24 protein-coding genes are annotated in these 26,331 nt (G+C 70.5%); 4 read left to right on the top strand and 20 right to left on the bottom strand.

Translation table 11 applies throughout. The features are described from left to right. Window positions 1–10: 10 nt before the first annotated feature. Window positions 11–439: a hypothetical protein gene (locus LPC04_RS16210; RefSeq protein ID WP_275683297.1), complete on the top strand. Its 429-nt coding sequence runs from the start codon at window positions 11–13 to the stop codon at window positions 437–439. Window positions 440–501: 62 nt separating this feature from the next. Here the strand turns inward: LPC04_RS16210 and LPC04_RS16205 are convergent, their stop codons facing one another. The 9 genes from LPC04_RS16205 to LPC04_RS16165 all read right to left on the bottom strand — a co-directional run bounded on the left by LPC04_RS16205 (window position 502) and on the right by LPC04_RS16165 (window position 11,349). Continuing rightward, entirely contained in the window at window positions 502–1,191 is a 690-nt protein-coding gene (locus tag LPC04_RS16205) for a DUF899 family protein (RefSeq protein WP_275683296.1), read from the bottom strand. Window positions 1,192–1,253: 62 nt separating this feature from the next. Further along, window positions 1,254–1,694 (bottom strand): CopD family protein, encoded by a 441-nt coding sequence (locus LPC04_RS16200; protein WP_275683295.1) that lies wholly within the window; start codon window positions 1,692–1,694, stop codon window positions 1,254–1,256. A 6-nt stretch (window positions 1,695–1,700) separates the two neighbouring features. After that, window positions 1,701–5,408, bottom strand: coding sequence for a DUF748 domain-containing protein (locus tag LPC04_RS16195; RefSeq protein ID WP_275683294.1), 3,708 nt, complete (start codon window positions 5,406–5,408; stop codon window positions 1,701–1,703). A 317-nt stretch (window positions 5,409–5,725) separates the two neighbouring features. After that, a complete protein-coding gene (locus LPC04_RS16190; RefSeq protein ID WP_275683293.1) occupies window positions 5,726–6,082 on the bottom strand; it encodes a hypothetical protein in 357 nt (118 codons plus the stop codon). Between the two features lie 57 nt (window positions 6,083–6,139). Beyond that, window positions 6,140–7,612, bottom strand: coding sequence for a TolC family protein (locus LPC04_RS16185; protein WP_275683292.1), 1,473 nt, complete (start codon window positions 7,610–7,612; stop codon window positions 6,140–6,142). A 2-nt stretch (window positions 7,613–7,614) separates the two neighbouring features. Next, window positions 7,615–8,574: an efflux RND transporter periplasmic adaptor subunit gene (locus tag LPC04_RS16180; protein ID WP_275683291.1), complete on the bottom strand. Its 960-nt coding sequence runs from the start codon at window positions 8,572–8,574 to the stop codon at window positions 7,615–7,617. A gap of 8 nt (window positions 8,575–8,582) precedes the next feature. Further along, complete coding sequence (locus tag LPC04_RS16175; RefSeq protein WP_275683290.1) at window positions 8,583–8,795, bottom strand: DUF1656 domain-containing protein; 213 nt, start codon at window positions 8,793–8,795, stop codon at window positions 8,583–8,585. Next, window positions 8,792–10,858: an FUSC family protein gene (locus tag LPC04_RS16170; RefSeq protein ID WP_275683289.1), complete on the bottom strand. Its 2,067-nt coding sequence runs from the start codon at window positions 10,856–10,858 to the stop codon at window positions 8,792–8,794. The genes LPC04_RS16175 and LPC04_RS16170 overlap by 4 nt, the downstream gene beginning before the upstream one ends. Next, window positions 10,855–11,349 carry a MarR family winged helix-turn-helix transcriptional regulator gene (locus tag LPC04_RS16165; RefSeq protein WP_275683288.1) on the bottom strand — a complete coding sequence of 165 codons (495 nt, stop codon included), beginning with the start codon at window positions 11,347–11,349 and terminating at the stop codon, window positions 10,855–10,857. Before LPC04_RS16165 ends, LPC04_RS16170 begins: the two co-directional genes overlap by 4 nt. A 205-nt stretch (window positions 11,350–11,554) precedes the next feature. Here LPC04_RS16165 and LPC04_RS16160 point away from each other — a divergent pair, with 205 nt between their 5' ends. Together LPC04_RS16160 and LPC04_RS16155 are read left to right on the top strand one after the other, a co-directional pair. Then, the gene (locus LPC04_RS16160) at window positions 11,555–11,818 is read left to right on the top strand and encodes a hypothetical protein (RefSeq protein WP_275683287.1); all 264 of its coding nucleotides are present in this window, start codon (window positions 11,555–11,557) and stop codon (window positions 11,816–11,818) included. A 187-nt stretch (window positions 11,819–12,005) separates the two neighbouring features. Then, the gene (locus LPC04_RS16155; RefSeq protein WP_275683286.1) at window positions 12,006–12,464 is read left to right on the top strand and encodes a hypothetical protein; all 459 of its coding nucleotides are present in this window, start codon (window positions 12,006–12,008) and stop codon (window positions 12,462–12,464) included. A 31-nt stretch (window positions 12,465–12,495) separates the two neighbouring features. On the opposite strand, the gene LPC04_RS16150 is transcribed toward LPC04_RS16155, so the two are convergent. The 11 genes from LPC04_RS16150 to LPC04_RS16100 form a co-directional block, all read right to left on the bottom strand. Next, complete coding sequence (locus LPC04_RS16150) at window positions 12,496–14,238, bottom strand: DUF4382 domain-containing protein (RefSeq protein ID WP_275683285.1); 1,743 nt, start codon at window positions 14,236–14,238, stop codon at window positions 12,496–12,498. A gap of 2 nt (window positions 14,239–14,240) precedes the next feature. Further along, on the bottom strand, window positions 14,241–14,810 hold the full coding sequence (locus LPC04_RS16145) for a DUF2059 domain-containing protein (protein WP_275683284.1): 570 nt from the start codon (window positions 14,808–14,810) through the stop codon (window positions 14,241–14,243). Window positions 14,811–14,826: 16 nt separating this feature from the next. Then, window positions 14,827–16,494, bottom strand: coding sequence for an OmpP1/FadL family transporter (locus LPC04_RS16140; RefSeq protein ID WP_275683283.1), 1,668 nt, complete (start codon window positions 16,492–16,494; stop codon window positions 14,827–14,829). A gap of 4 nt (window positions 16,495–16,498) precedes the next feature. Further along, window positions 16,499–17,626, bottom strand: coding sequence for a transporter (locus LPC04_RS16135; RefSeq protein WP_275683282.1), 1,128 nt, complete (start codon window positions 17,624–17,626; stop codon window positions 16,499–16,501). Continuing rightward, window positions 17,623–18,399: a C39 family peptidase gene (locus tag LPC04_RS16130; protein WP_275683281.1), complete on the bottom strand. Its 777-nt coding sequence runs from the start codon at window positions 18,397–18,399 to the stop codon at window positions 17,623–17,625. Before LPC04_RS16130 ends, LPC04_RS16135 begins: the two co-directional genes overlap by 4 nt. Before the next feature lie 25 nt (window positions 18,400–18,424). Next, the gene (locus LPC04_RS16125; protein WP_275683280.1) at window positions 18,425–18,886 is read right to left on the bottom strand and encodes a DUF6160 family protein; all 462 of its coding nucleotides are present in this window, start codon (window positions 18,884–18,886) and stop codon (window positions 18,425–18,427) included. Window positions 18,887–18,927: 41 nt separating this feature from the next. Next, entirely contained in the window at window positions 18,928–19,923 is a 996-nt protein-coding gene (locus LPC04_RS16120) for a hypothetical protein (RefSeq protein ID WP_275683279.1), read from the bottom strand. Next, complete coding sequence (locus tag LPC04_RS16115) at window positions 19,920–20,690, bottom strand: hypothetical protein (protein WP_275683278.1); 771 nt, start codon at window positions 20,688–20,690, stop codon at window positions 19,920–19,922. Before LPC04_RS16115 ends, LPC04_RS16120 begins: the two co-directional genes overlap by 4 nt. 156 nt (window positions 20,691–20,846) lie before the next feature. Further along, the gene (locus LPC04_RS16110; RefSeq protein WP_275683277.1) at window positions 20,847–21,380 is read right to left on the bottom strand and encodes a DUF6160 family protein; all 534 of its coding nucleotides are present in this window, start codon (window positions 21,378–21,380) and stop codon (window positions 20,847–20,849) included. 487 nt (window positions 21,381–21,867) lie between these two features. Beyond that, complete coding sequence (locus LPC04_RS16105) at window positions 21,868–22,896, bottom strand: AraC family transcriptional regulator (protein ID WP_275683276.1); 1,029 nt, start codon at window positions 22,894–22,896, stop codon at window positions 21,868–21,870. Window positions 22,897–23,307: 411 nt separating this feature from the next. Next, window positions 23,308–23,655: a nucleotide pyrophosphohydrolase gene (locus LPC04_RS16100; protein WP_275683275.1), complete on the bottom strand. Its 348-nt coding sequence runs from the start codon at window positions 23,653–23,655 to the stop codon at window positions 23,308–23,310. 74 nt (window positions 23,656–23,729) lie between these two features. Here LPC04_RS16100 and LPC04_RS16095 point away from each other — a divergent pair, with 74 nt between their 5' ends. Continuing rightward, complete coding sequence (locus LPC04_RS16095; protein WP_275683274.1) at window positions 23,730–26,327, top strand: S9 family peptidase; 2,598 nt, start codon at window positions 23,730–23,732, stop codon at window positions 26,325–26,327. The last annotated feature ends 4 nt before the right edge of the window (window positions 26,328–26,331 follow it).

Raw genomic sequence — 26,331 nt, 5'->3', positions numbered from 1 at the left:
GGAGTTCACCATGCGTCAAATCTTCAAGAAGCTCGCGGTTGCCGCGACCGCCACGGCCCTGGTCGGCGCGATCGGCGCGTCCGTTGCGCAAACCGACGAGACCAAGAGCACGGATCCGATGGCCACGCCGCAGGAAGTCGTCGTGCCGGCCAACCCGTCCGGCCAGGAGATCTACTTCTTCCATGACCAGGGCAATTCGCCCGAGAGCGATCCCGCGGCCCACCTGATGCTCATCAAGCACCAGCACATGGTGCCCGTGGCCGAGACGACCACGACCACGACGGTGGCGCAGGCGACGACCACCAACGACACGTCGACCGCGGACACGACCACGGCCATGCCGGCCCCGGCCGACACCAGCAACACGATGTCGACCGACGCCAGCACCGCCTCGACCGACACGACGCCGGCCCTGGCGCCGAAGGCCGACCGCAACTGATCCGCTGGTTGACCTGACGACGAGGGCGGCCGCGCGAGAGCGCGGGCCGCCCTTTCTGCTGGTCAGCGCAATTGCGGATACCAGTCGGTGCCGCGCCCGCCCGGCGTGAGGTCGAGGATGTTCCACAGCGGCGTCGGATCGGGCGCGCCGCGCGGGTCCTGGCCGGGATCCTCGGTGCCGCCCAGTTCGCCGGCCCAGAAGTGATGCACGCGGCCGTCGCGCCTGACCCAGACGTCCAGCGCGGGCATCTCCTCGTCGTTCGGGCCCAGCGCCCGGTAATCACGGGCGAATTCGTCGCCGATGCACTGGAAGAATTGCAGGTCCCGCCAGCCGCGCTCGCGCGCGAACGCGAGCTGGCGCGCGACGGGCGAGCGGCCGATCACGACGAAGCCGATACGCTGCGTGATGCTGCGCGAGGGCAGGTCGAACGCATCGAGGAACGCCGTGCACATCGGGCACGGCCGGGGTCGCTGCGGGCCGAACATCCAGATGTAGCTGACCAGCGTGTCGTGCTCGCCGAACAGGTCGGCGAACTGCAGGACGGCGTCGTCCTGGTCGCGGAACGTGTAGCCGCGCGCCTCGCCGCCCAGCGGCATCGCGCGCCGCTGGCGGGCCACGCGCTCGATGTGGCGACGCAGCTCGATCTCCTCGGCCAGCAGCGCGGTGCGCGCGCGCCGGTATTCGGCACTGTCGCCGGGGTAGGGCTTGCTGGCGGCGGCGGCCAGCTCGGCGGCGGGGCTGAGTTCACTCATGGCCATCCTTTCGCGCGGTCGTGGGCATTCGACGTCGGCGGCAACCGACGCACCCGCGCCGGTCAGAACGGCTTGCCCAGCGCCAGCCAGACCACGCCGGCGACGCCGGCCAGCGCGAGCGCGGGCGCGGCGCGCCACGCGCGCGCGGGCACGCGCGGCGCGTCCGCGCCCGCGCGACGCAGCGCGGCCGACAGCCCGCCATGCAACGCGCTCAGCGCCAGCACGAGCACCAGCTTGACGTGCAGCCAGCCGCTCGCGAACCACCCCGCCTGCCAGGCCAGCCACAGCCCGCAGGCCCACGCGAGCAACAGCGCCGACCCAGTGACGACCCGGTTGATGCGAAGCATGGCCGCGACGAGGCGCCGTTCCTTGATCAACGCCGGCGCGGCCTGGAAGCTCAGCGCCGCCAGCACCAGCGCGCCCGCGAGCAGCCCGGCGACGAACACGATGTCCGCGCCGATGTGCAGCACCCGCACGAGGTCGTAGCGCGTCGCGGCGTCCATCTCGATTCAGGGCATCGCCAGCGCGAGCGACGCGCGGGGCGTCCACGCGTCGGCGCCGGCCGCATGCAGGCTGGGGGCCGCGAGGAACACGCGGTCGGTGGAGATGCCGCGAGCCACCAGCGCGTCGCGCACCGCGATCGCGCGGGCGAGCGCCTGCTGGCGCATCGCCTCGTCGTTGACGGCCACGTTCTTCTCGAGCAGCGCCTCCATGTCGGCGTCCGGCAGATCCTTGGCCATGCCGACGAGATTGCGCGGCTTGTCCGGCAATCGCGTCAGCTGGTAGAGCTTCTTCAACAGCGCCGAGCGCGTCGCGGGCGCGAGCGCGACCGGCGCGCTCGAAGGCGCGCTGGCCGGTGCGCCGGTGCGCAACGCGTCGTCGCGCGCCATCGTGCGCAGCTGCGCCTCGATGGACTCGCGCTGCCAGTCCGCGCGCTCGGCCTGCGGGTCGGCGCTGCCCGTGATGGTCAGCTGCAGCGCGGGGCGGTCGGCGAGTGCGGTGGCGACCTTGTCCAGCGAGGCCGCGCTCGCGTCGGTGACGACGGCCGTGCCCGGCCTGAACTCGATCGCGCTCATGTCGGGGCCATCGCCGCCGCTGCTTCCACCGGTGAGCAGCGAGAACGGCGAGGTCAACGCCTTCACCAGCAGGTTGACGATCAGCTTGACGACGATGCCGCCGACGCTGAACTGCGGGTCGTTGACGCTGCCGCTGATCGGCAGGTTGATGTCGATGACGCCGTTGCGATCCTTCAGCAGCGCGATCGCCAGCTTGACCGGCAGCTTGGTCGCGGTCGGCGAGGCGATGGCGTCACCGAAGGTCAGCTGGTTGAGGATCACCTGGTTCTTCGCCTCGAGCTTGCCGTCGGCATCGATCTTGTAGGCGACGTCCATGCTCAGCTTGCCGCGCTCGATCGCGTAGCCCGCGTACTTGCCGGCGTAGGGCGACAGCGGCGCGAGCTCGAGGTCGGTGGCCTTGGCCTGGATGTCGAGCGCGAGCGGACGCGCCAGCGGGTTGACCTGGCCCGAGATGTCGAGGTTCGCCGTGCCCTCGGCGCGCCCGTGCAGTTGCAGCGCGGCCATGTCGCGCGACGTCGAACTGAACGCGCCCAGCGAGCCGTTCAACTCGGTCAGCGCGGCGCTGTAGTTGGGGCGCACGAAATGGTCGGTGTAGTCGACGCGGCCGTTGACCAGCTTGATGCCGCCGACGTTGACGACGATGGGCAGCGGCGCGGGCGCTGCAGTCGCCGGTTCGGACGCGGCGGCCACGGGTGCGGACGCCGCGCCGCTGGCCGCGGAGGCCGGCGCCGCCGCGCCGCCGCCGATGTCCTGCAGGTTCAGGCGGCCCTGCTCGGTCACGAGCACGCGCGCGAACAGGTCGTCGAGTTCGACCTGGCCGACGTCCAGCCGCGGCGTCGCGTTCGGCTTCATGGCGAACTTCACGCCCTTGAGCGACAGCGACTGCCAACCCAGCAGTTCATCCGGCGCGGACGCGGCGCTCGCGGGCGACGCGGCGGCCAGCGTCGTCAGGTGCACGTCGCCCAGCAGCGCATCGCCGGACGTCGTCACCGCCAGGCCGGCCGGCGCCGACTGCAGTTCGACATGGCCGCTGTAGCCGGCCTCGGCGCGCAGCAGGCTCACCGGCAGCTTGTCGGCGACCCAGGGCGTGACGAGGGCGACCGGGAATCGCACGATGCGGAGGTCGCCGCGCGCCGCCAGGGGGCTCGTGCCCAGCGTGCCCTTCCAGCCCAGCTCGCCGCCGTGCGCGGCCTTGCTGGCGGCCAGCGACGGGCGGCCGATGCGCGCGGCCAGCGTGACCTTGGCGGGCGGCACGGGATGGTCGCCGAACCAGGCGAAGTCGCGCACGTCCAGCTGCAGCTGGCGCAGCTCGGCGCGCAGCGGCGGCAGGTGCTGCTCGGGGTGCAGCGACGCGTCGGTGAACTGCACGAGGCCGTCGTCCAGCGTCGCGCTGCGCACCTGCACGTGCCACGGCGCGGCGGCGGGTTGCGATGCCGGCGCGGCCGGGCCGGGCGTGCTCGCGCGCAGCCAACCCGCGGCGTCGAGCTGGCCACGGGCGTCGCGTGTCACCTGCGCATTCGGATGCACCAGCTTGACGGCGCCGATCGACACGGTGCGCGCGGGCACGTCGAGGCTGAGGTCGTCCAGCGCCAGCCGATCCCAGCTCGCGCCCGAGGCCGCGCCGGTCGGCTGCACGCGCAACGCGTCCAGCGTCGCGTCCGCGATCGCGATCTTCAGCGCGGGTGCATCGGCCTTGCCCGACCAGGTCAGCGACGCCTTCGCCGCGAGGCGGCCGTCGATGCGCGGGACGACGCTCTGCGCGATGTAGGGCGCGAGCGCCTGCAACGGCAGGCCGGCGAGCGTCATCGCGACCTGCGCGTCCTGCGCGTTGGCGTTGCCCTCGAACGCGAGGCGCGCCGCGGCCGACGCGCTCGAGGCGGCGGGCGCGGCGACGTTGGCCGAGAGCGTGAAGGCCATCGTCGCGGTCGCGGGCCATTGCAGCTTCTTCGCGTTCAGCGCGAGGCCGTCGAACACGAGCGCCGCGGCGGGCTGGGTCGACGCGTCGTTCCAGACGATCCGGCTGTCGGCGATGTCGAACGTGGCGACGGTCACCTGCCAGGGCACCTCCGGCGCGGCCTCGGGCGCGCTGGCCGACGAGGCCGCGGCCGCCGCGTGCGACGGCGATGGCACGCCGGCGCGCAGCGGATCGATCGCGCCGTTGGCGTCGCGATCGAGATGCCACTGCACGCCCTGCAGGCTCACGCTGTCGAACGCCAGCTTGTGCGCGAGCGGCTGCACGTCGGCCAGGCCCACGCGCGCCTGCTTCCACGCCAGCAGCGGCTGGCCCGCGGCATTGCCGACGGCGAGGTCCTTCGCCGACACCCAGCCCGTCAGCGACAGCGTGGCCGGTCCCGTCGCCGGCTGGGCGAAGGCCAGCGACACGTCGGCCGACAGCGCCCCGCCGGCCACGCGCACCGGCAGCGAATCGGGCAGGTAGCCGAGGTAGGGTCGCACGTCGAGGTCCGTCAGCGCGAGCTTGAGCGTGCCGCGATCGGTGGCGGCGAACGGCGTGGCCTGCGCCGCGCTGTCGAAGGCCGCGCCGTTGAGGCGTAAGGCCAGGTGCGGCTGCACGGTGATGTCGACGTTGGCGGGCAGGTTGGACAGGAAGGGCAGCGACAGGTTGAACTGGTCGACGACGTGCACGTGGCCGGCCGGCCGGTCGTCGAAGCGCAGGCCGAGGTCACGCACCTGCAGGTTGTAGAGCGCGAAGCGCGCCGGCTCGGACGGCGGTGCGTCCGGCTTGGCGGCGAAGCGCTTGAGCAGGTCGTCGATGTCGTAGTGGCCGGGCGCCGTGCGGGCCAGCGCGATGCGGGCCTGGTCGAGGTCGATCGCCTCGATCACCGGCGCGCGCCGGAAGATCGACGAGATCGCGAGGTTGGCGCGCACGCGCGCGACGCGCAGCAGCGGCGGCCCTTGCTCGCCCGACGCGGCACCGACGGCGAGGTCGTGCAGCACGATCTCCAGCGCCCACGGGTGGAAGTCGACCGCGCCCAGCGTGACGTCGCGGCCCAGCGCCGCCGACAGCCGCGCCGGCGCCTGCCACTTGACCAGCGGCGGCACCGCCAGCCACGTCAGCACCCACAGCGCGATCACCGCGGCGATCGCCGTCGCCAGCCGCCGGATCCACTTGCCTTGCACCATCTCGCCCGCACCTCCGCGCCGTCGGGAAGGGCGCGACCTGCGGAGTATGGTGGGATTTCGAAGTCCGGTGGTTCCGGCTGTCCGCCGACGTCGAGGATGTCGCACCGGCGTTGCATCCGCCCCATGCCGGCACGGACAGGGCGGGCGTTTGTCGGGTTTGACGCAAAGCCGCTAAACGGCGGTTACGCAACTGGGGTCTACTCTCGGCATACCTTCGATGGGGTATGTCCCGGCAGTGCAACTTTCCTCTTTCCTCCCTGGCTGCCGGCTTCACGGCCCGGACTCACCTCCGGGCCGTTTTCTTTCCGCAACGCGCTTCAGCGATCAGGATAGGGATTGGTGACCACGTCGGGCTTCTGCGCCACCGGCTGGTGCTCGCCGCCGGGCACGCCGACGCCGGGGCCGGTCGGGAAGCCGTAGGCGCCGTCGCCGCGTTCGTTGGACTTGTCGACCTGGGCCGTGCCGCTGTCGACGGCCGGCAGCGGGCCGCCCATGTAGCCGCCGCCCTGGCCGACGTAGGTGCCGTCGTCGGCGATGCCGTTGGCGCTCTGCATCGGCTCGTCGCCTTCGGGCGCGAGCGCACGCTCGGACGGGCTGGCGGTCTCGGTCTTGACGCCGGCGGCGTGGTTCTGGCCGAGGGCGGGGTCGTGGGCGCTGGGATTTTCGAGAGGCATGGTGCGATCCTGTGAGGCGCCACCGTCGGCGCGCTCAGCAGGGGCAAACCGGATGCCTCAGCGCGCCGCCGCCGTCCGCGCCGGTTCCGGCTCCCAGCCGCCGCCCAGCGCCATGAACAGGGTGACCTGGTCGTCGGCCAGTTCGGCGTCGGACTGGGCCAGCGTGGCCTCGCTGCTGGCCAGCGCGCGCTCGGCGTCGAGCGCGTCGAGGTAGCCGGTGCGTCCGCTCTGGTAGAGCCGGCGCGCCTGGCCGGCGACGGTGGCGCTCTCGTCGCGGGCGGCCTGCAGCGCGGCGTGGCGGTCGAGCTCGCGGGCGTAGGCGTCGAGCGCGGTCTGGGTCTCGCGCAGCGCGGTCAGCACCGTGCCGTCGAACTTCGCGAGCGCGCCCTCGGCGCCGGCGTTGGCCTGCGCGATGTGCGCGCGCACGACGCCGGTGTTGGGCACCGTCCACGAGATCAGCGGGCCGACGCTGTAGCTGAAGGTGTCCTTGCCGAGGAAGTCGTTGCCCAGGCCTTGCGAGCCCAGCGACAGCCCCAGCGACACGCGCGGGTAGAGATCGGCCGTGGCCACGCCGATGGTGGCGGTGGCCGCGGCGAGCTGGCGCTCGGCCTGGCGGATGTCCGGCCGCCGGCGCAGCAGCGCGGCGCCGTCGCCGACGGGAATGGTGCCCGCGACGTGCGGCGGCACGGCGCAGCTGGCGACGTCCTGGTCGAAGTCCTGCGGCAGCTCGCCGGTGAGCGTGGCCAGGCGATACAGCGCGGCCTGGCGGCGCGCCTGCAGCGGCGGGAGCGCAGCCTTGAGCACCTGCAGCTGGCTGCGGGCGCGCGCGGCGTCGGTGATGCCGACGCGGCCGGCTTGCTGCAGCCGCACCGAGATGTCCAGCGCCTGCTGCTGCAGCTCGGTCGAATGTTCCGCGCTGGCGATGCGCAGGCCCGACGCGCACGCGTCCGCGTACGCGCGCGCCGTGCCCGCGGCCACGTTGATGCGCACCAGGTCCAGCGCGGCCTGCGCGGCCTGGGTGTCGTCGTGCGAGGCCTCGATGGCGCGCTGGATGCGGCCGAACAGGTCGAGCTGGTACGACAGCGACGCGCCCGCGCCGTATTCCCAGGTGCTGGGCGGCACGTAGTTCGGCGCGAGGTAGTCCAGGCCGGACTGGTGGCCGAACGCGGGCCCGAACTCGGTCGAGATCGTCGGCTTCTTCTGGCCTTCCACCGCGCGATCGGACGCCTCGGCCTTCTCGAGGTTGGCCAGCGCCACGCGCAGGTCGGTGTTGCGTGCGAGCGCCTTCTCGATCAGCGCGTCCAGCTTCGGATCCTGGTACAGCCGCCACCAGTGCGGCGGCAGAGGGGCGTCGGCGAACGGCGTCGCGCCCGAGGCCGCCGAGGCCGGCGCGAGCGCGAACGGCGCGGCGGCCCCGGGCTTGTTGACGACGGCCGCGGCCGGCACGCTGTAGTCCGGGCCGACCGGCTTGATGGCGCAGGCGGCGAGCGAGGCGGCCAGCGCGAGCGATGCGAGGGCGGGGATGCGCATGATCAGCTCCTGTTCGCGGACGCGGCCGACGCGGCGGACGCCGCCGGCTGCACGGATCGGGCCGCGCCCGAGGCGCCGCCTTCGACGACCTGCACCGTCACGGTCGCGCCGGCGACCAGCCGCGTCCCGGCCGGCAGCGGGTCGAGCTTGACGCGCACCGGGACGCGCTGCGCGAGCCGCACCCAGTTGAAGGTCGGGTTGACGCTGGGCAGCAGGTTGCTGCTGGTCGAGCGGTCGCGGTCGGCGATGCCGGCGGCGATGCTCTCCACCGTGCCGTCGACGCGCGCGCCGCCCATCGGCGTCACGTGCACGCGGTCGCCGACGTGGATGCGCGGCAGCTTGGTCTCCTCGAAGTAGCCCTCGACGTAGAACGAGTTCGCGTCGACCAGCGCCAGCGCGGCGCGGCCGGCCTGCGCGTAGCTGCCGGTGCGCATGTCGAGGTTGGTGACGAGGCCCGCGGTCGGCGCGCGCACCTGGGCGCGCTCGAGGTTCAGGCGCGCCGAGTCGAGCGCCACGTTGGCCTGGGCGACGCTGGCCTGCGCGGCCTCGACGCGCGTGGACGTCTGCTCGCGCAGCTCCTGCGAGACGATGTCGCCGAGGCCGGTGTTGCGCGCGTTCTCGCGCTGCGCCTGCGCCAGCGCCACCTTGGCCGCGGTCAGCGAGGCCTCGGACTGCCGCAGCGCGAGCGCGTAGCGGGCGCGGTCGACCTCGAACAGCAGCGTGCCCGCAGGCACCAGCTGGTTGTCCTGCACCGGCACCGCGGTCACCAGGCCGGACACGTCCGGCGCGATCTGCACGACGTTGGCGCGCACGCGGCCGTCGCGCGTCCACGGTTCGAGCTCGTAGTGGTCCCACAGCCGCAGTCCGGCCCAGACGGCGGCGCAGACGACGGCGAGCGTGACGAGCAGGCGCGCCAGGCGCATGGGCCAGCGGCCGGGAGCGAGGAGATCGGAGGACGACATGACGGGACTCAATGCGTTTGCAGCGTGGAAGCGACGTTGCTGACGGCGTAGAGCAGCAGCACGTACATCGCGGTGTCGAACAGGGCCGGGTGCCAGACCCAGCGATAGAAGCCGATCGCGCCGAGCGCGCGGCGGACGAACCATTGCACGGCCAGCGTGATGCCGCACAGCAGCATCAACCAGGGCACGTACAGGCCGTAGAAACTGGCTTCGCCGATCATGCAGAGGCTCCGGTGGCGACAGGGGCCAGCGCCGCGGGGGCGCCGGGGAACAGTGTGCGGCGCAGGCCGACGAGCGCGGTGACGGCCACGCGGCCGTCGATGCCGTCCTTGCCGAGAGCGCCTTGCAGCGCGCCGTCGAGCTCGGCGAGCAGCGCGGCCGGCGGCGGATCGTCGCGGCCCTGGCCGCGCGAGCGGAACAGGCGCGCGACGCCCTGCATCACGGGGCCGATGCCCATCGACGGCAGGCGCGGACGCGCGCGTTGCAGGGCGACGATGTCGAGACCCGAGCGCAGGTCGCTCAGCGCGCCCTCGACGGTGTCGTTGCGCACCGCGGCGTCGGCCTGCACGACGCGCGGGGCCAGCAGCGCGATGCGGTCGACCATGCGCACGGCGTAGGCGTCGTCGACGGCCGCGCCGCGCCCGGCGTCGGCCATCGCGCCGAGCTCGTTCCAGGTGGCGCGGCGGATGCGTTGCGCGCTCCAGTCGGCGCCGACGGTGCGCACCAGGCGCGTGACCAGCGCCGCGGCGAAGATGCCCAGCACCTGCGCGAGCGTCGAGTTGAGGAACACCGGCAGGTCGACCGTGGCCTGCGTGTCGTGGATCGACAGCGTGCCCGCCACGCCGAACAGCATCGCCAAGGCCGACGGCGCCGTGGCCGCGCGGGCGATGAACAGGCCCAGCACCAGGAAGGTCGGGGCGATGACCAGCACCAGCATGCCGAAGTCGTGCACCAGCGGCAGCAGCACCAGCACGTAGAGCGCCGACACGGGCACCGACCAGATCATGAAGCGCATGAAGTTGCGGATCGCGGGCACCGGGTCGTCCATCGTCGCGAAGAAGCTGCAGAAGACCGCGGCGAACATCGCGGCCGCCGAGCCCGCGGGCCACGCCGCCACGATCCAGGCCGCGCAGCACAGGCAGATCGCGAGCACCGCGGCGAAGGACGACAGCAGCGCGAGGCCGACGTCCTTGTGCAGCACGCGGTTGCCGAACGGCTCGCCGTGGCGGCGCGGCGGGACGGCGCCGGCCAGGCCGGCGTCGATGTCGCGCCGCAGCGACTTGGCGTCGCGCCAGCCATGGATCAACTCCTCCAGCCGCACGGCCAGGCTGATGCGCAGCGCGCGCGCCCAGGGCTTGCAGGTGGCGGCATCGGCGCCGAGGGCGCGCAGCTCGGCGAGCAGGTCGTCCAGCGCGGCGTCCTGCGCGGTCGCGGCGTCGGCCCGCAGCCACGCCGCGGTGCGCGCGAGCAGGGCGGTGACGTCGGGCGCCAGCGTGCCTTCGGCCTCCTCGAGCGCGAGCAGGCGGTTCTCGACGGCCGACAGCGCCGGCGTCAGCGCCGCGAGCGCGTCCTGCATCGCGCCGATGGCGCCGGCCGTCCAGCGCAGGTGGCTGGTGTCGAACGGGACGTGCGTGGACAGCAGCCGCAGCTGCGTGATGTCGCCGGCCAGGCGCTGGCGGTCCGTGGCCAGCGGCTTCGCGGCGGCGCCCGGCTCGCGCAGCACGTCGGCGAACCAGCGGCGTGCGTCGCCCAGGCCGCGATCGAGCACGGCCAGCAGCGTCGGGCCCATGCCCACCGGCAGCACCAGGCTGTGCACGAGCGTGGCGCTCAGGATGCCCAGGCTGATCTCCTCGACCCGCGCGACGGCGGTGTCGAAGATCGCCGCCGGCGTCTCGACGGACGGGAAGCCGATCAGCGCCGCGGTGTAGCCGGCCAGCATGAAGAGATAGGAGCGTGCGGTGCGATCCTGCAGCGACAGGAACAGGCACGTGCCGACCCACAGCGCGAGCGCCAGCGTCAGCAGTTCCGGCGCGTTGGCGAAGGCGGGCACCATCAGCACGGTGGCGATGCAGCCGATCAACGTGCCGCAGAAGCGGAACACTGCCTTCGAGCGCACGTTGCCGGCCAGCGGCGCGGACACGATGTAGCTGGTCAGCAGCGCCCAGAACGGCCGCGGCAGCCCGGCGCGGCTGGCGATGTACATCGCGAGCACGGCGGCAGCGAAGCTCTTGGCCGAGAACAGGATCTCGGCGCCCGAGAAGCGCGGAAGCGACGGCAGTTTCATTCGACGCTCGCGGCCAGGCCGGAAAGAAGGGGGTGCGCGGGGCGGCCCAGCTTGTTGTCGAGCGCGGCGAACACGCGGATGCAGGCGTCCAGGTCGGCGTCGGGGATGCCGTCGAACAGCTCGGCGCGCATCGCGTCGAGCGCGGCCTCGATCTTCGCGCGGGCGCGCGTGCCCGCGGGCGTGAGGTGCAGCGTCTTGGCGCGGCGGTCGACCGGATGCTCGCGGCGCTCGACCAGCCCGGCTTCGGCGAGTTGATCGAGCTGGCGCACCAGCGACGCCCCCTCGATCGCGAGCACGTCGGCCAGCGCGCCGGGGCGGATGCCGCTGCCCAGGCGTCCGATCATGACCAGCGGCCAGGCCATCGCCTGCGACAGCCCGATGTGGCCGACCGCCTTGTCCGCCGCCGCCTTGTAGGCGCGCGACATGACCTGCAGCGTCGCGCCAAAGGCCATGCGGTTCTGCTGGCGGGTGCTGGCGGCGGACCTGGTCATGATTGATTTAAAAGTAGTTAGCTTGCTAATGATAATGTACGGCGATCGCTGTTGCGCCGCATCCGGCAGTCCAGTAGGCCTTTGCCCGCAAGGGCCAATCGCGCGGCCGCGTCAACTGTGCGTCGATCCGGGCCGGGCGGCAAGTGGCCGCACGAGGCGTTCACAACGACTAGGCATACTTCGGCACCCCTGTCCTCGAACGCCCATGAATTTCAGCGATGCCCTCCAAACCGCCCAGGCGCTCGGCCTGGAACTGCCCACGCCGGCCTGGATCGCCGGCTGCATCCTGTTCAGCCTGGTCGGGATGTGGGCCTGGTACTGGGGCAAGGCGCGCAAGGAGCCACGCATCCGCTGGCTGGGGCTGGCGCTGATGCTTTATTCGTACGTCACGTCGCCGACCTGGCTGTTGTACGGCGCGGGCATCGCGCTGTGCGTGGCGATCTGGTGGTATCGCCCGGGCCGCTCCTGAGCGCGTCGCCGGGCGACGCATTGGCTGGTCAGCCGCGCGCTGTCCTTCCAGGCCCGTGAACTAGTTCTCGAAGGCGGCCCTTCGCGCCGCTCATCCGTCCAGGACCGCTGTCGATATGACAGCAAGCACTGCTCCAGCGTCGCCCTGACGCCCCGGCAGCAGCGCAAACCCCGGACTGGAGACGCGAATGAAGTTGAGCTGCATCCCCCAAGGCCTCGCGCTGGCCGCCGTGCTGGCCCTGTCGTCCTCCGGCGCGTTCGCCGCCTCGGGCGAGCTGCAGCCGCTGAGCGAGTCGGAGATGTCGACGGTCTACGGCCGCGGGCTCAGCGACCCGACGCTCACCGCGCTGGGCGCGCTGACGACGCAGGAACAGAGCCGCAGCGGGCTGTCCGCGACCGACGCGCTTGCGGCGCTCGGCGCGATCAGCAACGACGGCTCGCAGGCCCTCGATCGCCAGATGGACCAGCAACGCCTGCAGACCACCGTCAACGGCGTGCAGGCGACCGTCAAGCTGGCGCAGAACCTGACCGCGCTGGACAAGGCGCTGGCCCCCATCGCGAGCGCCGTGACGCTGCCGTTCATGCTGATGCCGATGTTCGGGCTGCCGTCGCTGGCCAGCCTCAACGCGATCCAGAACAAGCATTGATCGCGGCCGGCGGCGCGAGGCCGCCGGAGCTTCAGGGCAATGCCAGGGCAGCGGTCGCGCTCGTCGCCGTCGACAGATCGAGCGGCGAGCCGACGCGCACCCAGCGCGCGCTCGTCGTCTCGGACGCCGCGACCCAGGTGCGCAACGCGACGCCGTAGGCCGCCGCGCCGGGCGCACTCGCCGTTGCGCCGCTCGGAACGTTGAATACGGTCGTGCCGCCGTGCGACGCGAGCTGCGACGACACGTCCGCCACCGCCACGATGCCGCCATCGTTGAAGACGATCAGCTCGGCGTGGTCCGCGCCGTTCGTGGCGGCGCCCGACACCGTCACGGTCAACGTGCCGGCGGCGAACCCCGCGAGCGCGACGGGGTTGGACACCGTCGCGGCCGGGGCGCCGGACGCCAGCGTGGTGAGCGCGCTGGTGCCGGTCGCGAGCGTCCCTTGCGACCACACCGTCCACGCGCCGGCGCCTTCGGCGGGCGTGACCGTCGTGAACGTCGGTGGCTTGCCGTTGCCGTCCTTGGTCGTGTCGAAGCTCGCGTAATGCAGCGGGCCGGCCGGCAGCGCCAGCGCGTGCAACAGCGTGCCCGTGGCGGGATCGGTGTTGCCGGCGACGATGGCGTACGGGATGTCCGCGCCGCCGCTGCCGCCGCCGGTGCCGGCGACGGTCTGGCCGAAGAACACGCGGCTGGCGGACGGCACGAGCGCGTTGGCCAGGCTCACCGGGCGTTCGCCGGTGTTGAGCGTCGGCACGATCGGCGTGGCCGCGCTGCTCAGCGAGGTCGGGACGGGCTTGAGGATGCCGGTCGGATCGACGAACACGTTGTGCACGACGATCGTCTCCATGTTGCCGCCGTGGATCACGACGTCGAACTGCGTCGCCGGGTTGGGCAGCGGATAGAGCAGGAAGCTGCCGTTCGCGCCCACGTTCACGCTGCGCACCTCGGCGTGGAAGCGGCTGTCGGACGAGATGCTGGTGGCGCTGGCGACGACGTCGTGGATGCAGCCGGCGTGGCTGGCACCGGTGCAGAAGTTCGTCGTGTCCAGCTGGCCGGAGATCGAGTCGAAGAGGCTGCCGTCGATCTGCAGGTTGCCGTCGCCCAGCGCGGTCAGCAGCTGCTGGTTGTACAGCTGCAGCTCGTTGCGCAGCGTGAAGCGGTCGGCGCCGGCGACGGAAGCGCGCCGCACCAGCGAGTTGGCGTTCCACTCGATGCCCAGCGGCGTGGTGGTGTCGGCGCTGAGGTTGAACGGCGTCAGCAGGCGCAGGCCGGATTGCGGGTCGACGATCTCGAGCGGCACGACATGCGCGCCGGTCGCGTCGGTGTATTGCACCTCGTCGTTGAACTGCAGGTTCTTCGCGCTGGCCGAGGACGCCAGGGCCAGCGCCGGATCCGACGGCGCGACGAGCAGGCGCAACTGGGCGTAGGTGCCCAGCGTGCTCACGCTCTGCTTGAGCAGCGACACGGCGCCGCCGTCGGCGAGCGACGGATCGGCCAGGTCCACCGTGACCGGCGTGGCCAGCGTCTGCACGACCCAGCCGGGGTCGCCGTCACCGTAGACACGCGTCGCGTCGGCATGCATCGCGATGCCCGTGACAGTGACCCAGAGATGGTCGATGCCCGGGCTGGCACCGCCGGACAGCGACACGCTCAGCACCGCGTTCGACGGCGTTCCGGGCGGAGGCGGCGTCGCGCCGCTGCCGCTGCCTCCGCCGCCGCAGGCGACGAGGGCGAACAGGGCGGCGAGCGAGGCGAGCGAACGGGCCGAAGCCATGCTCACTTCTCCGTGGCGGCGATTCGCAGCTTGGTGCCGACGGCCTCGGTCATCGCCTTGATGTCCTTGTCGATCTCGGCGGCCACGTCGGCCTGCACCTTCTGGCCGATGGCGGTCTCCAGCTGCGGCACGAGCTTGTCGAATTTCTCGTGCGCCGGCGATTCGAGGAACGTCGCCAGCTGGCGCAGCTCGTCGACGCTGAGGTTCTGCGCGAGGATCGGACCGACGGTCTGGTTGGTGTACTTCTTCGCGCTGGCGGTGACGATGGGCGTGGCCGTGTCGACGTACTTCTGCACGTCGACGCTGATGTCCTTCATCGTCTTGTCCAGGCGCTCCTTGGTCACGTGCGCGGTCTGCAGCGCGATCATCGACTTCTGCATCGCTTCCACGGCCGGACGCTGCGTGGCTTGCAGGACGCCGTTCTCGGGATGCACCTTCGCGAGGATGCGGTCGATCAGCTTCTGCTTCTCGGGATCGGGGGCGGGCAGCGCGGCCGTCTGCGCGTGGGCGGCGGACAGGGCGCCGATGGTCAGGACGACGGCGAGCGGGACGATGCGGCGGAGGGGGTTCATGGCGTGGGATGGGGCGTCAGAAAGGTTGCGTGATCTTGAGGCCGAAATAGCGCAGCACCAGCGTGCCGGAGACGTCGAGCCCCGCGTACGGGTTGTAGATCACGTTGAAGAAGTCGGTGCAGTTCAGGTTGCAGTCGGTGTTGGCGGGCACGTTGTACTTGCCGCGGGCGTAGCTGAAGCCGGTCTCGAGCTTCATGCCGTTCTTCATCTCGTAGCTCGCGCCGATGCTCTTGACCGGCAGCTCGGGCATCGGGGCGATCAGGTCGATCTTGTTGGTCGGCACGGAGCTCTTGCGCGGCTCGTAGCCCAGGCGCAGCTTCACGCCGTCCCAGACGTCGAACTGCGCACCATAGCCGAAGCTCCAGACGCTCTGGTAGCCGCGCGGGATGACCAGCTTGGTGGAGTCGGCCTGGCCGAACAGGCGCGCCATGTCGAGCAGGTTGACGTTGCGGTCGAACTGGAACGTCAGCGTGTTCCACTTGGCCCAGTCGGTCCAGCCGGCGTCGACGTTGAACTGCACGCCGGTGATCGGGATCGCCTTGACGCCGAACTGCCAGTGCGCCGGCGTGGGCATCACCAGCGTGAAGTTGCCGCCCTGGTCGGTCGGGATCGACGTGGGGAAGCCGAACATCGAGGCGACGATGGGCCCGAACAGCGAGCTGTACATGTGGCGCACGAACTCGGGCAGCATCGGGTTGGCGTGGAAGTTGTAGTCGCCGGTGATGACCGTCTTCGACCCCGACTGGTACACGGCGCCGAAGCCGATGTACTGGCTCGGCTGCCACAGTGCGCCGACGTTGAACGTGACGTCCGCCGGCGACGTGCCGTCGAAGCGCATCTCGCCGACGCTGTCGAACGGGCGCAGGCGGCCGCTCTGCTTGCCGGTGGAGTCGGTGCCGCACAGGCCGAAGCCAAGCGTGTCGAGCGGATTGCCGTTGTTGCCGCACCAGGCGTCCTGCAGCTTGCCGATGATGCCCAGCAGCTTGTTCGGGAAACGCATCTCGGTGTCGAGCGAGAAGCCCTGGTGCGCGATCGGCACCCCGAAGCCCACCTGGAACTGGTCGTTGACCTTGTAGCCCACCGACGGCGACAGGTAGACCAGCCGCTGGATCACCACCTTCTTGCCGTCGAAGCGCGCCGGGTCGTCCGGATTCTTCGTGCGGTCGATGCCCACCGCCTGCGGCACGTAGGTGGCCGTGGCGAATGTCCAGGGCGAGCCCTCGTTGTGCCAGGACAGCCCCAGGCCGGCCGCGACCGCCAATGGCAGGCGGTTGCTCGGGACGCCGGCGATCGGGATGAAGATCGCCTGCTTGTTGTGGTCGGACGTCGTGCCGGCCAGCGGATCCTCGGTGAAGCCGCCGATGTCGAAGCCGGCCGGCTGGTGGAAGTGCGCGGTGGTGCGCAGCACGGCGCCGAAGATCGTGTCCGAGCGGGTGTCGGACTGGATCTTGGCCAGGCCCGCCGGATTGAAGTGGATCGAGTCCAGCCCCGGCGGATCGGCGGTGACCGCGTTGCCCAGCGACATCGCGACGGGACTCACGGCGAGGTTCTCGGTCAGCGCGGCATGCGCCGGCAGCGCGCCCAGCGCCCCGGCGGCGGCCAGGGCCGACAGTGCGATGCGGGCGGGGCGGGTGGGCCGCGGCGGCCGGTGGCGCGCGGCGCGCGTCGTCGGGGGCACGATCATGGGGTCAGAACGGCGAGAAGGTCAGCGGCATGTTCAGCCCGAGGCTGAAGTCCGGCGAGTCGACGGTCAGGCCGATGCCTGCGGTGAGGTTGACCGTCGTCTTCGGGTTCAGGCGGATGCCGAGGCCGAAGTTCAGGATCGCCGCGACCTGCATCGTCGTCGCGCGCGCGGCGATCGAGTGGTTGCTTTCATCCGTGACGCTGATGTGCGACGGTGTCGTCACCGTCTCCTGGAACGACACGCTGGTCGACACGTTGTACGACAGCGCATACGTGAAGCCCGCGCCGAAGCCGATGCTCTTGCCCGGGCGCAGGCCCGTGAGCACGCTGCTGTCGGCCGGGTTGGCCTGGTGCAGGTTGGAGATGCTCTTGGCGCCGGTGAAGTTCAGCGAGCCGAACAGCGCCACCGGATCGAACACCTGCGAGGCGTTCACGCCGACGGTGGCCGACGCGTAGCCGCTGCCGGTCGACGTGTTCTGGCCGACGATCTCGTCGAACGGGCTGCGGCCGGTGGGCAGCGACACGGAGCTCGTCAGCGTGTACGTCGGCCCGGTGGGACTCTGCACGAACGGCTGGTAGCGCGCGCCGAACACGAGGTCGCCGATGTCGTAGCTGGTGCCGCTGAACGCCGTGCTCTGCGTGAACTTGCTGACGAACGGGAAGGTGCCGCTGATCGTCAGGTTGTCCAGCAGGCCGTAGTCGACCGACAGCGTGTTGGTGATCGTGTGCGCGCGCGTCGTCTCGATGCGCAGCAGGTCGATGTCGCTGGTGGTCTGCGCGAAGCCGACGTCGATCGACTGGTTGCCGACGTAGGTGTAGTTCAGGTCGTAGTTGGCCGCCAGGCGGCCGGCGCGCAGCAGCGAGTACTGGCGGTCGGTCTTGGTCAGCGTGTCCTTCAGCAGCGTGGCCTGGTCGACGTCGCCGGCCTGCTTCTTCAGCGCATCGGCCGCGGAACTCGCGGCGGGCGCGGGCGGCGCGGGCAGCGTGTTGGGGGTCGGGACGGGGGCGTCCGGCGCGGCGGGGCCGGGGATGGGCGGCTGGTTGTCCGGTTGCGCGTGCGCGGCCACGCAGGTGATGAGGCCGCACGCGAGCGCCAGTGCGGTGCCCTTCCAGTTTGCCGATGTCATGTTCATTGGTGCTTGAAATTGAGGGTGCCGAGGCCGGACTGTACGGCGTGCTGCAGAGCATCGCGATTGTCCACGGCGCGCAGCGCGACGTCCTCGCGCACGAGGTCGGGCGAGATGATTCCGAGCTCCTGGTCGGTCAGCGCCAGGCTCGATTGCACGGCGGGTTTCGTCTTCGAGGGATAGATGACGAACATCGTGCCCTTGTCCCACAGGCCGGCGAATTCGGTCACCGAGAACGCGATGTTGCCGGCGGACGGGTCGGCGATGAACACCTTGCCGTCGCGGATGCCCTTGACGACCACGAAGTGCTTGAAGCCGGCGTAGTCGATCGGCACGATGGCGGGCTGGTCGAGCTTGGCGAGGTCGTTCATGTCGCCGCGGAAGCCCCCGCTGTCGCTGCCCAGCGTGGCGACGTAGCGCTTCATGTCCAGCAACGAGAAGCCGCGCCGCGCGATGATCTTGTCCTGCTCGCCGTGTTCGAGCATCCCCTTCATCGAGTCCTGCTCGGTGACGGCCAGCCCAAGGTGGAACTGCAGCACGGTCGTCAACGCCGCGGAGCCGCAGCTGTAGTCGTAAGCCTGGTGCACGATGTGCTTGTACTTGTAGTACTCGTTCGGGAACACCTGCACCGACTCGGGCGAGACGCCGCCATTGGGGCCGTTCATCCGCGCGACGTTGATCTCGTAGTCGAGCGGCGGGCGGTTCAGCGGGGTTTCGCGCGAGCCGACGCCCGCGCCGATGATGGCGGCGGCGACGACGCCAAGGAGGATCAGCAGCATGTCGGTCTTTCTTCAGGACGGGCGTTCACTTCGGCCAGACGTTGAGCTGGCCCGTCATCGAGGCGGTGCCGTTCAGCGTCAGGGCGCCGAGGCTGCCGGTGAGCGGGGCGTTCGCGTCGGTCTGCACGCCGATCGCGTGGATGCCGAAGTCCTGCGCATTGAGGTAGCCGGGCATGCCGATCGCGAGGTACCCGCTGCCATCGGGCTTGGTCGACGGGTCGATGGTGATCGAGAACATCTGCAGCCCGCCACCGAAGTTCTGCACGATCGCGTAGGTGGTGGTGCCGCCGACCACGAAGCCCGCCGAGATGTTGCTGGCCGGCGCGGTGCCGGCGATAGCGCCGGTGTTGAGCTGCAGGTTCACCGCGATGGCGATCCCCTTGCCGGACACGGAGCGCAGCTGCTCGTCGTCCAGCGGCATCTTTTCGGCGCAGGCGCACGAGGCCGCCAGGGCGAGGCTGCAGGCGAGGGCGAGGCGATGGAGCATGGTGCGTTGGTGGTGGGGTGCGGAGCGTGGGCGCGGCGCGCTCACTGGCCCGTCCTCAACTTGAGGTCGAGGTAGTTGATCTGCATCGACGCGATGCTGGCCGAGCCGAGGTTGGTGACCGTCGCCGGCGCGCCGCCGATGCCCGCGGTGGTGAACGTGATGTTGTCGATGCGCAGCGCGCCGGCGGCCACCGGGTCGGACGTCGTGGGCCAGCCGATCTGCAGGTGCAGGTACGAACCGTTCGAATCGGTCGCGGCGTTGATCAGGCCGGGGTGCTTGTCGAGGTCAGCCAGCATCCAGGCGCCGCCGGTGTTGGCGTCGACCAGGTGGATGCCCGTGATGGCGAGGGAGTCGCTGGTGTCGATGACGCCGGCGGCGTTGCGGCCGCGCGAGTAGACCGCCAGGCTGCCGATGTCCAGCTGCGTGCCCAGGCCGAAGGCGATGCCCTGCGTGTCGGCGATCGTCGACGGCGACACGTACAGGCCGCCGCCCTTCATCGTCAGGTCCTGCACCTGCAGCGTGCCGCCCAGGAAGGTGGTGCCGCTGGCGGCGTCGTGGTTCGCGAAGTCGGCCGTCAGCTGCCATTTCTGGTTGCCGGCGGCGTTGAGCGGGAAGTCGACCGCGATCACGTCGGGCAGGCCGGTGCGCGTGAGCAGCGACAACTGGTACGGATCGGCGAACTGGTCGGGGTCGTCGCTGCGCGAGAGATCCAGGTTGGACAGCGCCAGCGAGGCGCCCGTGGGCGACAGGTAGGTCAGCGTCAGCGGATTGGTGAGGCTGCTCGTGAGCGAGAAGTTCTGCAGGTTGAACGCGATGCCGTCGGCGCCGCGCACCTTGGACAGCTCGTCGTCCTCCAGCGGCTGCATCGTTGGCGCGGCCTTCTCGGCCGGCACCGCGGCCCGGGCCACGGGATGCGACAACAGCAGCAGCGCGATGGCGCCGCTGAAGACGCCGGTTAGGACGCCCGCGCCACGCTCTCCGCGGCACCGCGATGCGATGGCGAACAGCTTTGCGCGGACGGCCTCCTTCAGCATCACGGCCCGATCTTGGGCACGTTGGGCGGCACGCTGCCGGTGGTGTTGAGCGCGGCGAGGCGATCGGTCCAGTTCAGCCAGAAGCCGGCCTGCGCGGTGGCGGGGGCGGCGACCCCGGCGGTCGTCGGGTAGGTGACGGCCTGCTTCAGGATCGACAGGAAGAAGTCGCGGCTGGGGCCGTCGACCGTGCCCGCCGTCACGCCGCCGATCTGGTTCAGCGCGATCGTGGCGCCGGTCGTCGTGGGGAGCGAGGTCAGCTGCGAGCCGGCGCCCGTGGCCTGGCCCGACGACGGCGTGCTCAGCGACAGCGAGCCGCTGACGGTGTTCATCATCAGGCCCACGTCGCCCGCGATGCCCCCGAAGCCGATGCGCATGCCGATGACCTGGCTGCTGGCGGTGCCCGTGCCGGAGTAGACCCACTCGAAATACGGGTTGCTGATGGCGACGGTGCGTTGCGCGTCGGTGCCGTCGCTGCGGCCGAAGTTCAGCGTGGAGATGTTGATGTCGGACGTGCCGTCGGCATGCGTGCCCAGCACCAGTCCCTTGAGCGACGACGACATCGTGATGTCGGCGTTGAGCGTGATGCGCGAGAAGTCGTAGCCGCCCTGCGAGGTGTTGGTCAGGTCCAGCAGCGCCTGGCCGTAGACGCCGGAGAGCTCCGCGTCGTCCAGCGGCTTGAGCGCGGGCTTGCCCTGCGCGTGCGCGGCTCCGATGGACATCGCGCAGGCGAGCATCGTGGCGGGGACGGCGAGGACCAGGCGATTGTTCATGGCTGGATTGTCCGTTGAAGCGGGACTTGAAAATCCCACAGTCGTGGGGCGAAGTTCGCGCTTATGAGGAGAAAGGCCCCGTGACGGACATCACGGGGCCTTTCTTGGAATGGCCGCGGCCCTGCGTCAATCAGAGCCGCGCATCATTCAGGCAGATCAGTGAGCCCACATCCACACGGTCGTGCCCCGCAGGTCGAGGTTGTTGATGGCGACCGAGCCGAACGACTTGGCGGTGCCGTCGGCGTTGGCGGCGGCGTTGCCCAGCGTGATCGAGCCGACCTTGATGCTCGGGGTGCCGATGGCGCCCGCGTTCGTGTCAGCCGGGAAGGCGAACTGGACGACGTCGCTGACGCCGTCGTACGACGCGCCGGCGCTGGCGCCGACGGCGGCCAGGGTGCCCTTGAACGTCGCGGCGTTGACGATGTCGATGTTCATTTCCATCAGGCCCTTGATGCTGATGTTGTTGAAGCTGACCGAACCGCCACCACCGAAGCCGCCCTTGGTCGCGTCGCCCACGTCGGTGTCGGTGTAGACGAACGAGCCGATGTTGATGTTCAGGTTGGCGGCGATGGACACGCCGTCCTGGCCAGCGACGGTGCTCAGTTCTTCGTCGTTGATCGTGGTCATGGCCGAGGCCGACAGGGAAGCGGCGACGAGTGCGGCGGCGGCGGTAAGCTTGAGCATGTTCATGTTTGTCTCTCCAGAATGGAAGTGTACGAATTAGGTAACTTGAAAACCCCTCGCGAACAATTCAAGTTTCGGCGCCTGGGGTTTTGCCCCGGGATCGTCGACCACCTTGTTGGGTGGCCTGCCGCCGCTGAAACCATATTTGTAGCGCGTGCCGCAACTATGGTCGGGATCGTGCTGGACCGCACTGACTTGCCGAGCCAAGGCCATGGCTTGCGAAACCATTGCCGGAGGGTGTCTTCCCTAGTTTTTGGGGGTGTTGGCCGCTCGTCGGCGCACACCGCCAAAGGGCCGGCCTTCCTCTGAAAAGTGAAGCCCGGCAAGCCCTTACGTAGTTACCCCTGTCGCGCTGAGCCTACATGGCCTCAAAAGCCATGCCGCCGATTCTGGGGTGTTATCCGGGAAAATAAAAATGGAGCCTTTCGACTCCATTGAACAATGGCCGGAAATCAATCTCCGGCGGATTTCTCAAGAAACTATTTATTCAATATCAGGCCGCGCAGCGCAGGGTATTTGGCGTGCGTCCGAACCAGCGTTTGCAGGCTCGGTAGAAATTACTCGGATCGGAGAATCCGAGGGCGAAGCTCATTTCCGTCGGGCTGTAGGCGCCGTTGACGAAGTAGCGCTGCGCCAGCTCGCGCCGGGTGTCGTCGACCAGCTCGATGAAGCTGGTGCCTTCCTCGGTCAGGCGGCGTTGCAGCGTGCGTTCGCTCATGCAAAGCGTGGCGGCGACGAGCTCGCGGCGCGGATCGCCCTTGGAGATCAGCTGCATCAGCGCCTGGCGCACGCGCGCCGTGATGCAACCGCCCTGTTCGGCGGCCAGTTGCGCCACCATGCGCTCGCACATTTCGCCGACCGTCGGATCGGAAGTGGGGAAGGGCTGGTCGAGCGCCGCCAGCGGAAGGTCGATGACGAAGGCGGCGGCGCCGAAGTGCACCGGGCAGCCGAACGCGGTTTCCCAGGGCGTCGGATCGGCCGGCGCGGCGTAGGGGTGATGCACGCGCAGCGGCGTCACCTTCTCGCCGATCAGCCAGAACATGCCCTTGAGGAAGGTGGCCGCCATGAAGTCGTAGCGCTGCTGCGGCACGGCCAGCTTGCCCGCCGAGATGCGCAGCGTGATGCGGCAGGCGTCCTGGTCGACGCGCAGGCCCACGCTGGTGGACGGCATGTCCATGCCGATGGACGTGGTGGGCGAGATCAGGCTGGTGTAGCGCGCCATCCGCTGCAGGCCGGTGCGCAGGTCGGGCGCCGACAGGATCAGGCTGGACAGCGAGCCCAGGCCGATCAGCGGCTGGCGCGGGCACAGCGCGAGGCCGATGGCGGGGTCGCCGGTCCGGGCGACCGCGGCGTCCCAGGCGACGCTGAACATGTCGGCGAGGTGCTCGGCGTCGACGGATTCGTTGGGGTCGGGATTGAGGCCGGCCTCGGCGAGGATGCCGGACAGGTCGAGGCCGCGCTGCGCAAAGCCGTCCTTCATCGCCTTGAACGCGCTGAGCTGGGACAGGGGAACGACGACCACGGGGTACTCCGATTCGCTGCGAGAAACGGTGACCGCAAAGGGTCGTCGGCTCTCTTCCTAAAATAGAACGACCGTTCTATTTATTGAATGAAATGTTAGCCAGCGGGGGTACGCACCGACATAGGAATGAACCCGCACTTCGCCCCAAGCGGGTGCGGTTGCGGCTTCAATCTGGGGGTGTTCTCCCCAAAGCCGGTGAAGGGTAAGTACCGCTTTTCAGAGGGGCGGAGCCCGCTGCATTCACCGGGCGTCAGCGGACGGCTGGCCTGCTGCTTGCGCCTCGTCGCGGTGCATGCGTGCGGGGGCGGGGACGATTGTGCAGGCCGTCGTCCCGGGTGACGCGTCGTTTGCGTCGGCGCAAGTCCGCGCTGCGCTGCGAACGACCGTGCGAAAAAGAGATAGGCGGACGGCTCATCGGTCCGGCCGCCGGCTGTTGCCGCGGGCGCTCGCGACCGGGTACTTCGCGGCGTTCAGCGCGATCTTGCGATCGGCGGCCTCGAGCAGGTCGATGCCCAACTGGTCGGCCAGCTGGATCAGGTAGAGCAGCACGTCGGCCGCCTCGTGCGCGATCCCGGCGCGACTGGCCTCGTCCGGCGCGCGGCTCTGGTCCTCGGTCATCCACTGGAAGTGTTCCAGCAGCTCGGCGGCCTCCACCGACAGCGCGCAGGCGAGATTCTTCGGCGAATGGAACTGGCCCCAGTCGCGCTCGAGCGCGAAGGCGCGCAGGCGGTCGCGCAGGGTATCGAGGGTGGTGGTCATGAGGCAAAGCATAGCCTCGGCCGCCGTCGGCCCGTGACATAGTCGAAGGCTTGATTGGCTCGAAGGTTTCACTCATGCAGATCGCCCTTGTCCGCCGCGCTGCGCCGGCATTCGTCGCGGCGCTGGTCGCCGCTTCGGCCGGTGCGGCCACGCCGCCGTCCGCCGCCGCGTCGTCGGCCAGCGCCACGCACGGCTACGACCAGCCGCCGCGCAACATCCTCGACGTCCTGCACGCGCCGGCGCCGCCGGTGGCCTACCTGAGCCCGACCCGCCAGGCGATGCTGCTCGTCGCGTGGCAGGAGTTCCCGCCGATGTCGCGCGTGGCGACGCCCTACCTGAAGCTCGCCGGCACCCGCATCGAGATCGCCAACCACAGCAAGCACGACACCCCCGGCGGCTACGGCGTGACGCCGTGCGCGAGCAGCTTCGAGCTGGTGGCCGTGCCGGGCGGCGCGTCGACCAGGGTGACGCTGCCCGCCGGGGCCTGTCCGGCACGGCCCTACTGGTCGGCCGACGGCAAGCGCTTCGCGTTCGCCAACACCGCCAGGGACGCCGTCGAACTGTGGATCGGCGACGCCGCCACCGGCGCGCTGCGCAAGGTGCCGGGCGTGCGCCTCAATCCGATGCTCGATGGCGAGCTGCAGTGGATGCCCGATCACCGAGAACTGTTGGTCAAGCTGGTGCCCGACCACCTGGGCGCGCCGCCGGCCGCACCGCTCGCGGCCATCGGCCCGAGCATCCAGGAGACCGGCTCGGGCAAGGGCGAGAGCAGCACCTACGAGACGCGGGACACGCTCAAGGACAAGCACGACGAGGACCTGTTCGACTACTACGCGGCGTCGCAGGTCGCCTTCGTCGACGCGGCGACGCTGGCCGTCACGCGGGTGGGCAAGCCGGGCAACATCGAGAACCTCGACCCGGCGCCGGACGGCCAGCACCTGCTGGTCGCGACGATCCACAAGCCCTATTCGTACGTCACGACGGCCGAGCGCTTCCCGCGCGAGGTCGAGGTGTGGAACATCGGCAAGCGCTCGGCGGTGACGTCGACGACGATCGCGTCCATCCCGCTGACCGACCGCGTGCCCGTCGCGGGCGTGCCGACCGGGCCGCGCGAGTTCGAGTGGCGCGCGACCGATCCGGCCACGCTGGTCTGGGCCGAGGCGCTGGACGGCGGCGACTGGAAGACGAAGGTGCCGCAGCGCGACAAGGTCATGCTGCAGAAGGCGCCGTTCACGACGCCGGCCGTGGAGATCGCGCGCACCGAGCAGCGCTTCACCGGCCTGGGCTGGACGGAGAAGCGCGACGTCGCGCTGCTGCAGGAGTACGACGAGAACCGCCACTGGCGCCACACCTCGTTGATGGACGTCGACCATCCGGAGGTGACGCCGCGCGTGCTGTGGGATCTGTCCAGCGACGAGAAGTACGCCGATCCCGGCAGCCCGGTCTATCGCGTGCAGCCCGATGGGCAGTTCCTGATCCGCATGAAGGGCGACGCGATCTACCTGTCCGGCAACGGCGCCTCGCCGGACGGCGATCGCCCCTTCCTCGATCGCCTCGACCTCGCCACGCGCAAGTCCGAGCGCCTGTTCCGCAGCGACGCCGACTCGCTGGAGCGCTTCATGGCCTTCACCGGCCCCGGCGACGAGCGCTTCCTGACCTGGCACCAGTCCGCGGCGACGCCACCCAACGCCTTCCTGCGCACGCTCGCGGCCGCGCCCGCGGCGAGCGCGTCCGCGGGCGAGGCGGCGTTCCGTTCGGAGCGCGTGGCGGTCACGCACATCGCCGATCCGACGCCGGCGGTGCGCGCGATCAAGAAGCGCCTCGTGACGTACAAGCGCGCCGACGGGGTCGACCTGTCGTTCACGCTGTATACCCCACCGGGGTACGTCGAGGGCACGCGCGTGCCGACGATCCTGTATGCGTATCCGCTCGATTTCGCGGATGCGTCCAAGGCCGGCCAGGTCTCGGGCTCGCAGGCGACGTTCACGCGGCTGCACCAGTACCAGCTGCTGCTGCTGGCGGGCTACGCGATCATCGACCGCGCGTCGTTCCCGGTCATCGGCGATCCGAAGAAGGCCTACGACGACTACCTGCCGCAGCTCGTCGCCGACGCGAAGGCCGCCGTCGACGAGGCCGTGCGCCTGGGCGTGGCCGATCCCGACCGCATCGGCGTCACCGGCCACAGCCACGGCGCGCTGATGACGGCCAACCTGCTCGCGCACTCCGACCTGTTCCGCGCCGGCGTGGCCACCAGCGGCTCGTACAACAAGACGCTGACGCCGTTCGGCTTCCAGAACGAGCGCCGCTCGGTGTGGGAATCGCCGGATGTCTACGCGAAGGTGTCGCCGTTCTTCTCGGCCGACAAGATGAAGCTGCCGATCCTGATCATGCACGGCGAGGACGACGCCAACCCGGGCACGACGCCGCTGCAGTCGCAGAAGCTCTACGAGGCCATCCGCGGCAACGGCGGCACGGCGCGCCTGGTGATGCTGCCGCACGAGCCGCACTGGTACTCGGCGATGGAGTCGCAGGAGCAGCAGATCTACGAGATGGTGCGCTGGTTCGACCTGTACGTGAAGAACGCCGGGCCGCGGTCGGCGCGAAATGGCGAAGCCAAGAGCGCGACCCCGCAGGGGGCGCCGATGGCGGCCGCATCGGCGGCTGCGAAGTAGGGCG

It is taken from the genome of Scleromatobacter humisilvae (assembly GCF_023231945.1).
GTDB classification, from domain to species: Bacteria; Pseudomonadota; Gammaproteobacteria; order Burkholderiales; family Burkholderiaceae_C; genus Scleromatobacter; species Scleromatobacter humisilvae.
Note: the sequence above shows the minus strand (reverse complement) of the source record. Positions and strands in the feature narration are given on the sequence as shown.

Coding starts and splice junctions, on each gene's coding strand:
- LPC04_RS16210 (WP_275683297.1), top strand. CDS start 11: ATGCGTCAAATCTTCAAGAAGCTCGCGGTTGCCGCGACCGCCACGGCC.
- LPC04_RS16205 (WP_275683296.1), bottom strand. CDS start 1,191: ATGAGTGAACTCAGCCCCGCCGCCGAGCTGGCCGCCGCCGCCAGCAAG.
- LPC04_RS16200 (WP_275683295.1), bottom strand. CDS start 1,694: ATGGACGCCGCGACGCGCTACGACCTCGTGCGGGTGCTGCACATCGGC.
- LPC04_RS16195 (WP_275683294.1), bottom strand. CDS start 5,408: ATGGTGCAAGGCAAGTGGATCCGGCGGCTGGCGACGGCGATCGCCGCG.
- LPC04_RS16190 (WP_275683293.1), bottom strand. CDS start 6,082: ATGCCTCTCGAAAATCCCAGCGCCCACGACCCCGCCCTCGGCCAGAAC.
- LPC04_RS16185 (WP_275683292.1), bottom strand. CDS start 7,612: ATGCGCATCCCCGCCCTCGCATCGCTCGCGCTGGCCGCCTCGCTCGCC.
- LPC04_RS16180 (WP_275683291.1), bottom strand. CDS start 8,574: ATGTCGTCCTCCGATCTCCTCGCTCCCGGCCGCTGGCCCATGCGCCTG.
- LPC04_RS16175 (WP_275683290.1), bottom strand. CDS start 8,795: ATGATCGGCGAAGCCAGTTTCTACGGCCTGTACGTGCCCTGGTTGATG.
- LPC04_RS16170 (WP_275683289.1), bottom strand. CDS start 10,858: ATGAAACTGCCGTCGCTTCCGCGCTTCTCGGGCGCCGAGATCCTGTTC.
- LPC04_RS16165 (WP_275683288.1), bottom strand. CDS start 11,349: ATGACCAGGTCCGCCGCCAGCACCCGCCAGCAGAACCGCATGGCCTTT.
- LPC04_RS16160 (WP_275683287.1), top strand. CDS start 11,555: ATGAATTTCAGCGATGCCCTCCAAACCGCCCAGGCGCTCGGCCTGGAA.
- LPC04_RS16155 (WP_275683286.1), top strand. CDS start 12,006: ATGAAGTTGAGCTGCATCCCCCAAGGCCTCGCGCTGGCCGCCGTGCTG.
- LPC04_RS16150 (WP_275683285.1), bottom strand. CDS start 14,238: ATGGCTTCGGCCCGTTCGCTCGCCTCGCTCGCCGCCCTGTTCGCCCTC.
- LPC04_RS16145 (WP_275683284.1), bottom strand. CDS start 14,810: ATGAACCCCCTCCGCCGCATCGTCCCGCTCGCCGTCGTCCTGACCATC.
- LPC04_RS16140 (WP_275683283.1), bottom strand. CDS start 16,494: ATGATCGTGCCCCCGACGACGCGCGCCGCGCGCCACCGGCCGCCGCGG.
- LPC04_RS16135 (WP_275683282.1), bottom strand. CDS start 17,626: ATGAACATGACATCGGCAAACTGGAAGGGCACCGCACTGGCGCTCGCG.
- LPC04_RS16130 (WP_275683281.1), bottom strand. CDS start 18,399: ATGCTGCTGATCCTCCTTGGCGTCGTCGCCGCCGCCATCATCGGCGCG.
- LPC04_RS16125 (WP_275683280.1), bottom strand. CDS start 18,886: ATGCTCCATCGCCTCGCCCTCGCCTGCAGCCTCGCCCTGGCGGCCTCG.
- LPC04_RS16115 (WP_275683278.1), bottom strand. CDS start 20,690: ATGAACAATCGCCTGGTCCTCGCCGTCCCCGCCACGATGCTCGCCTGC.
- LPC04_RS16110 (WP_275683277.1), bottom strand. CDS start 21,380: ATGAACATGCTCAAGCTTACCGCCGCCGCCGCACTCGTCGCCGCTTCC.
- LPC04_RS16100 (WP_275683275.1), bottom strand. CDS start 23,655: ATGACCACCACCCTCGATACCCTGCGCGACCGCCTGCGCGCCTTCGCG.
- LPC04_RS16095 (WP_275683274.1), top strand. CDS start 23,730: ATGCAGATCGCCCTTGTCCGCCGCGCTGCGCCGGCATTCGTCGCGGCG.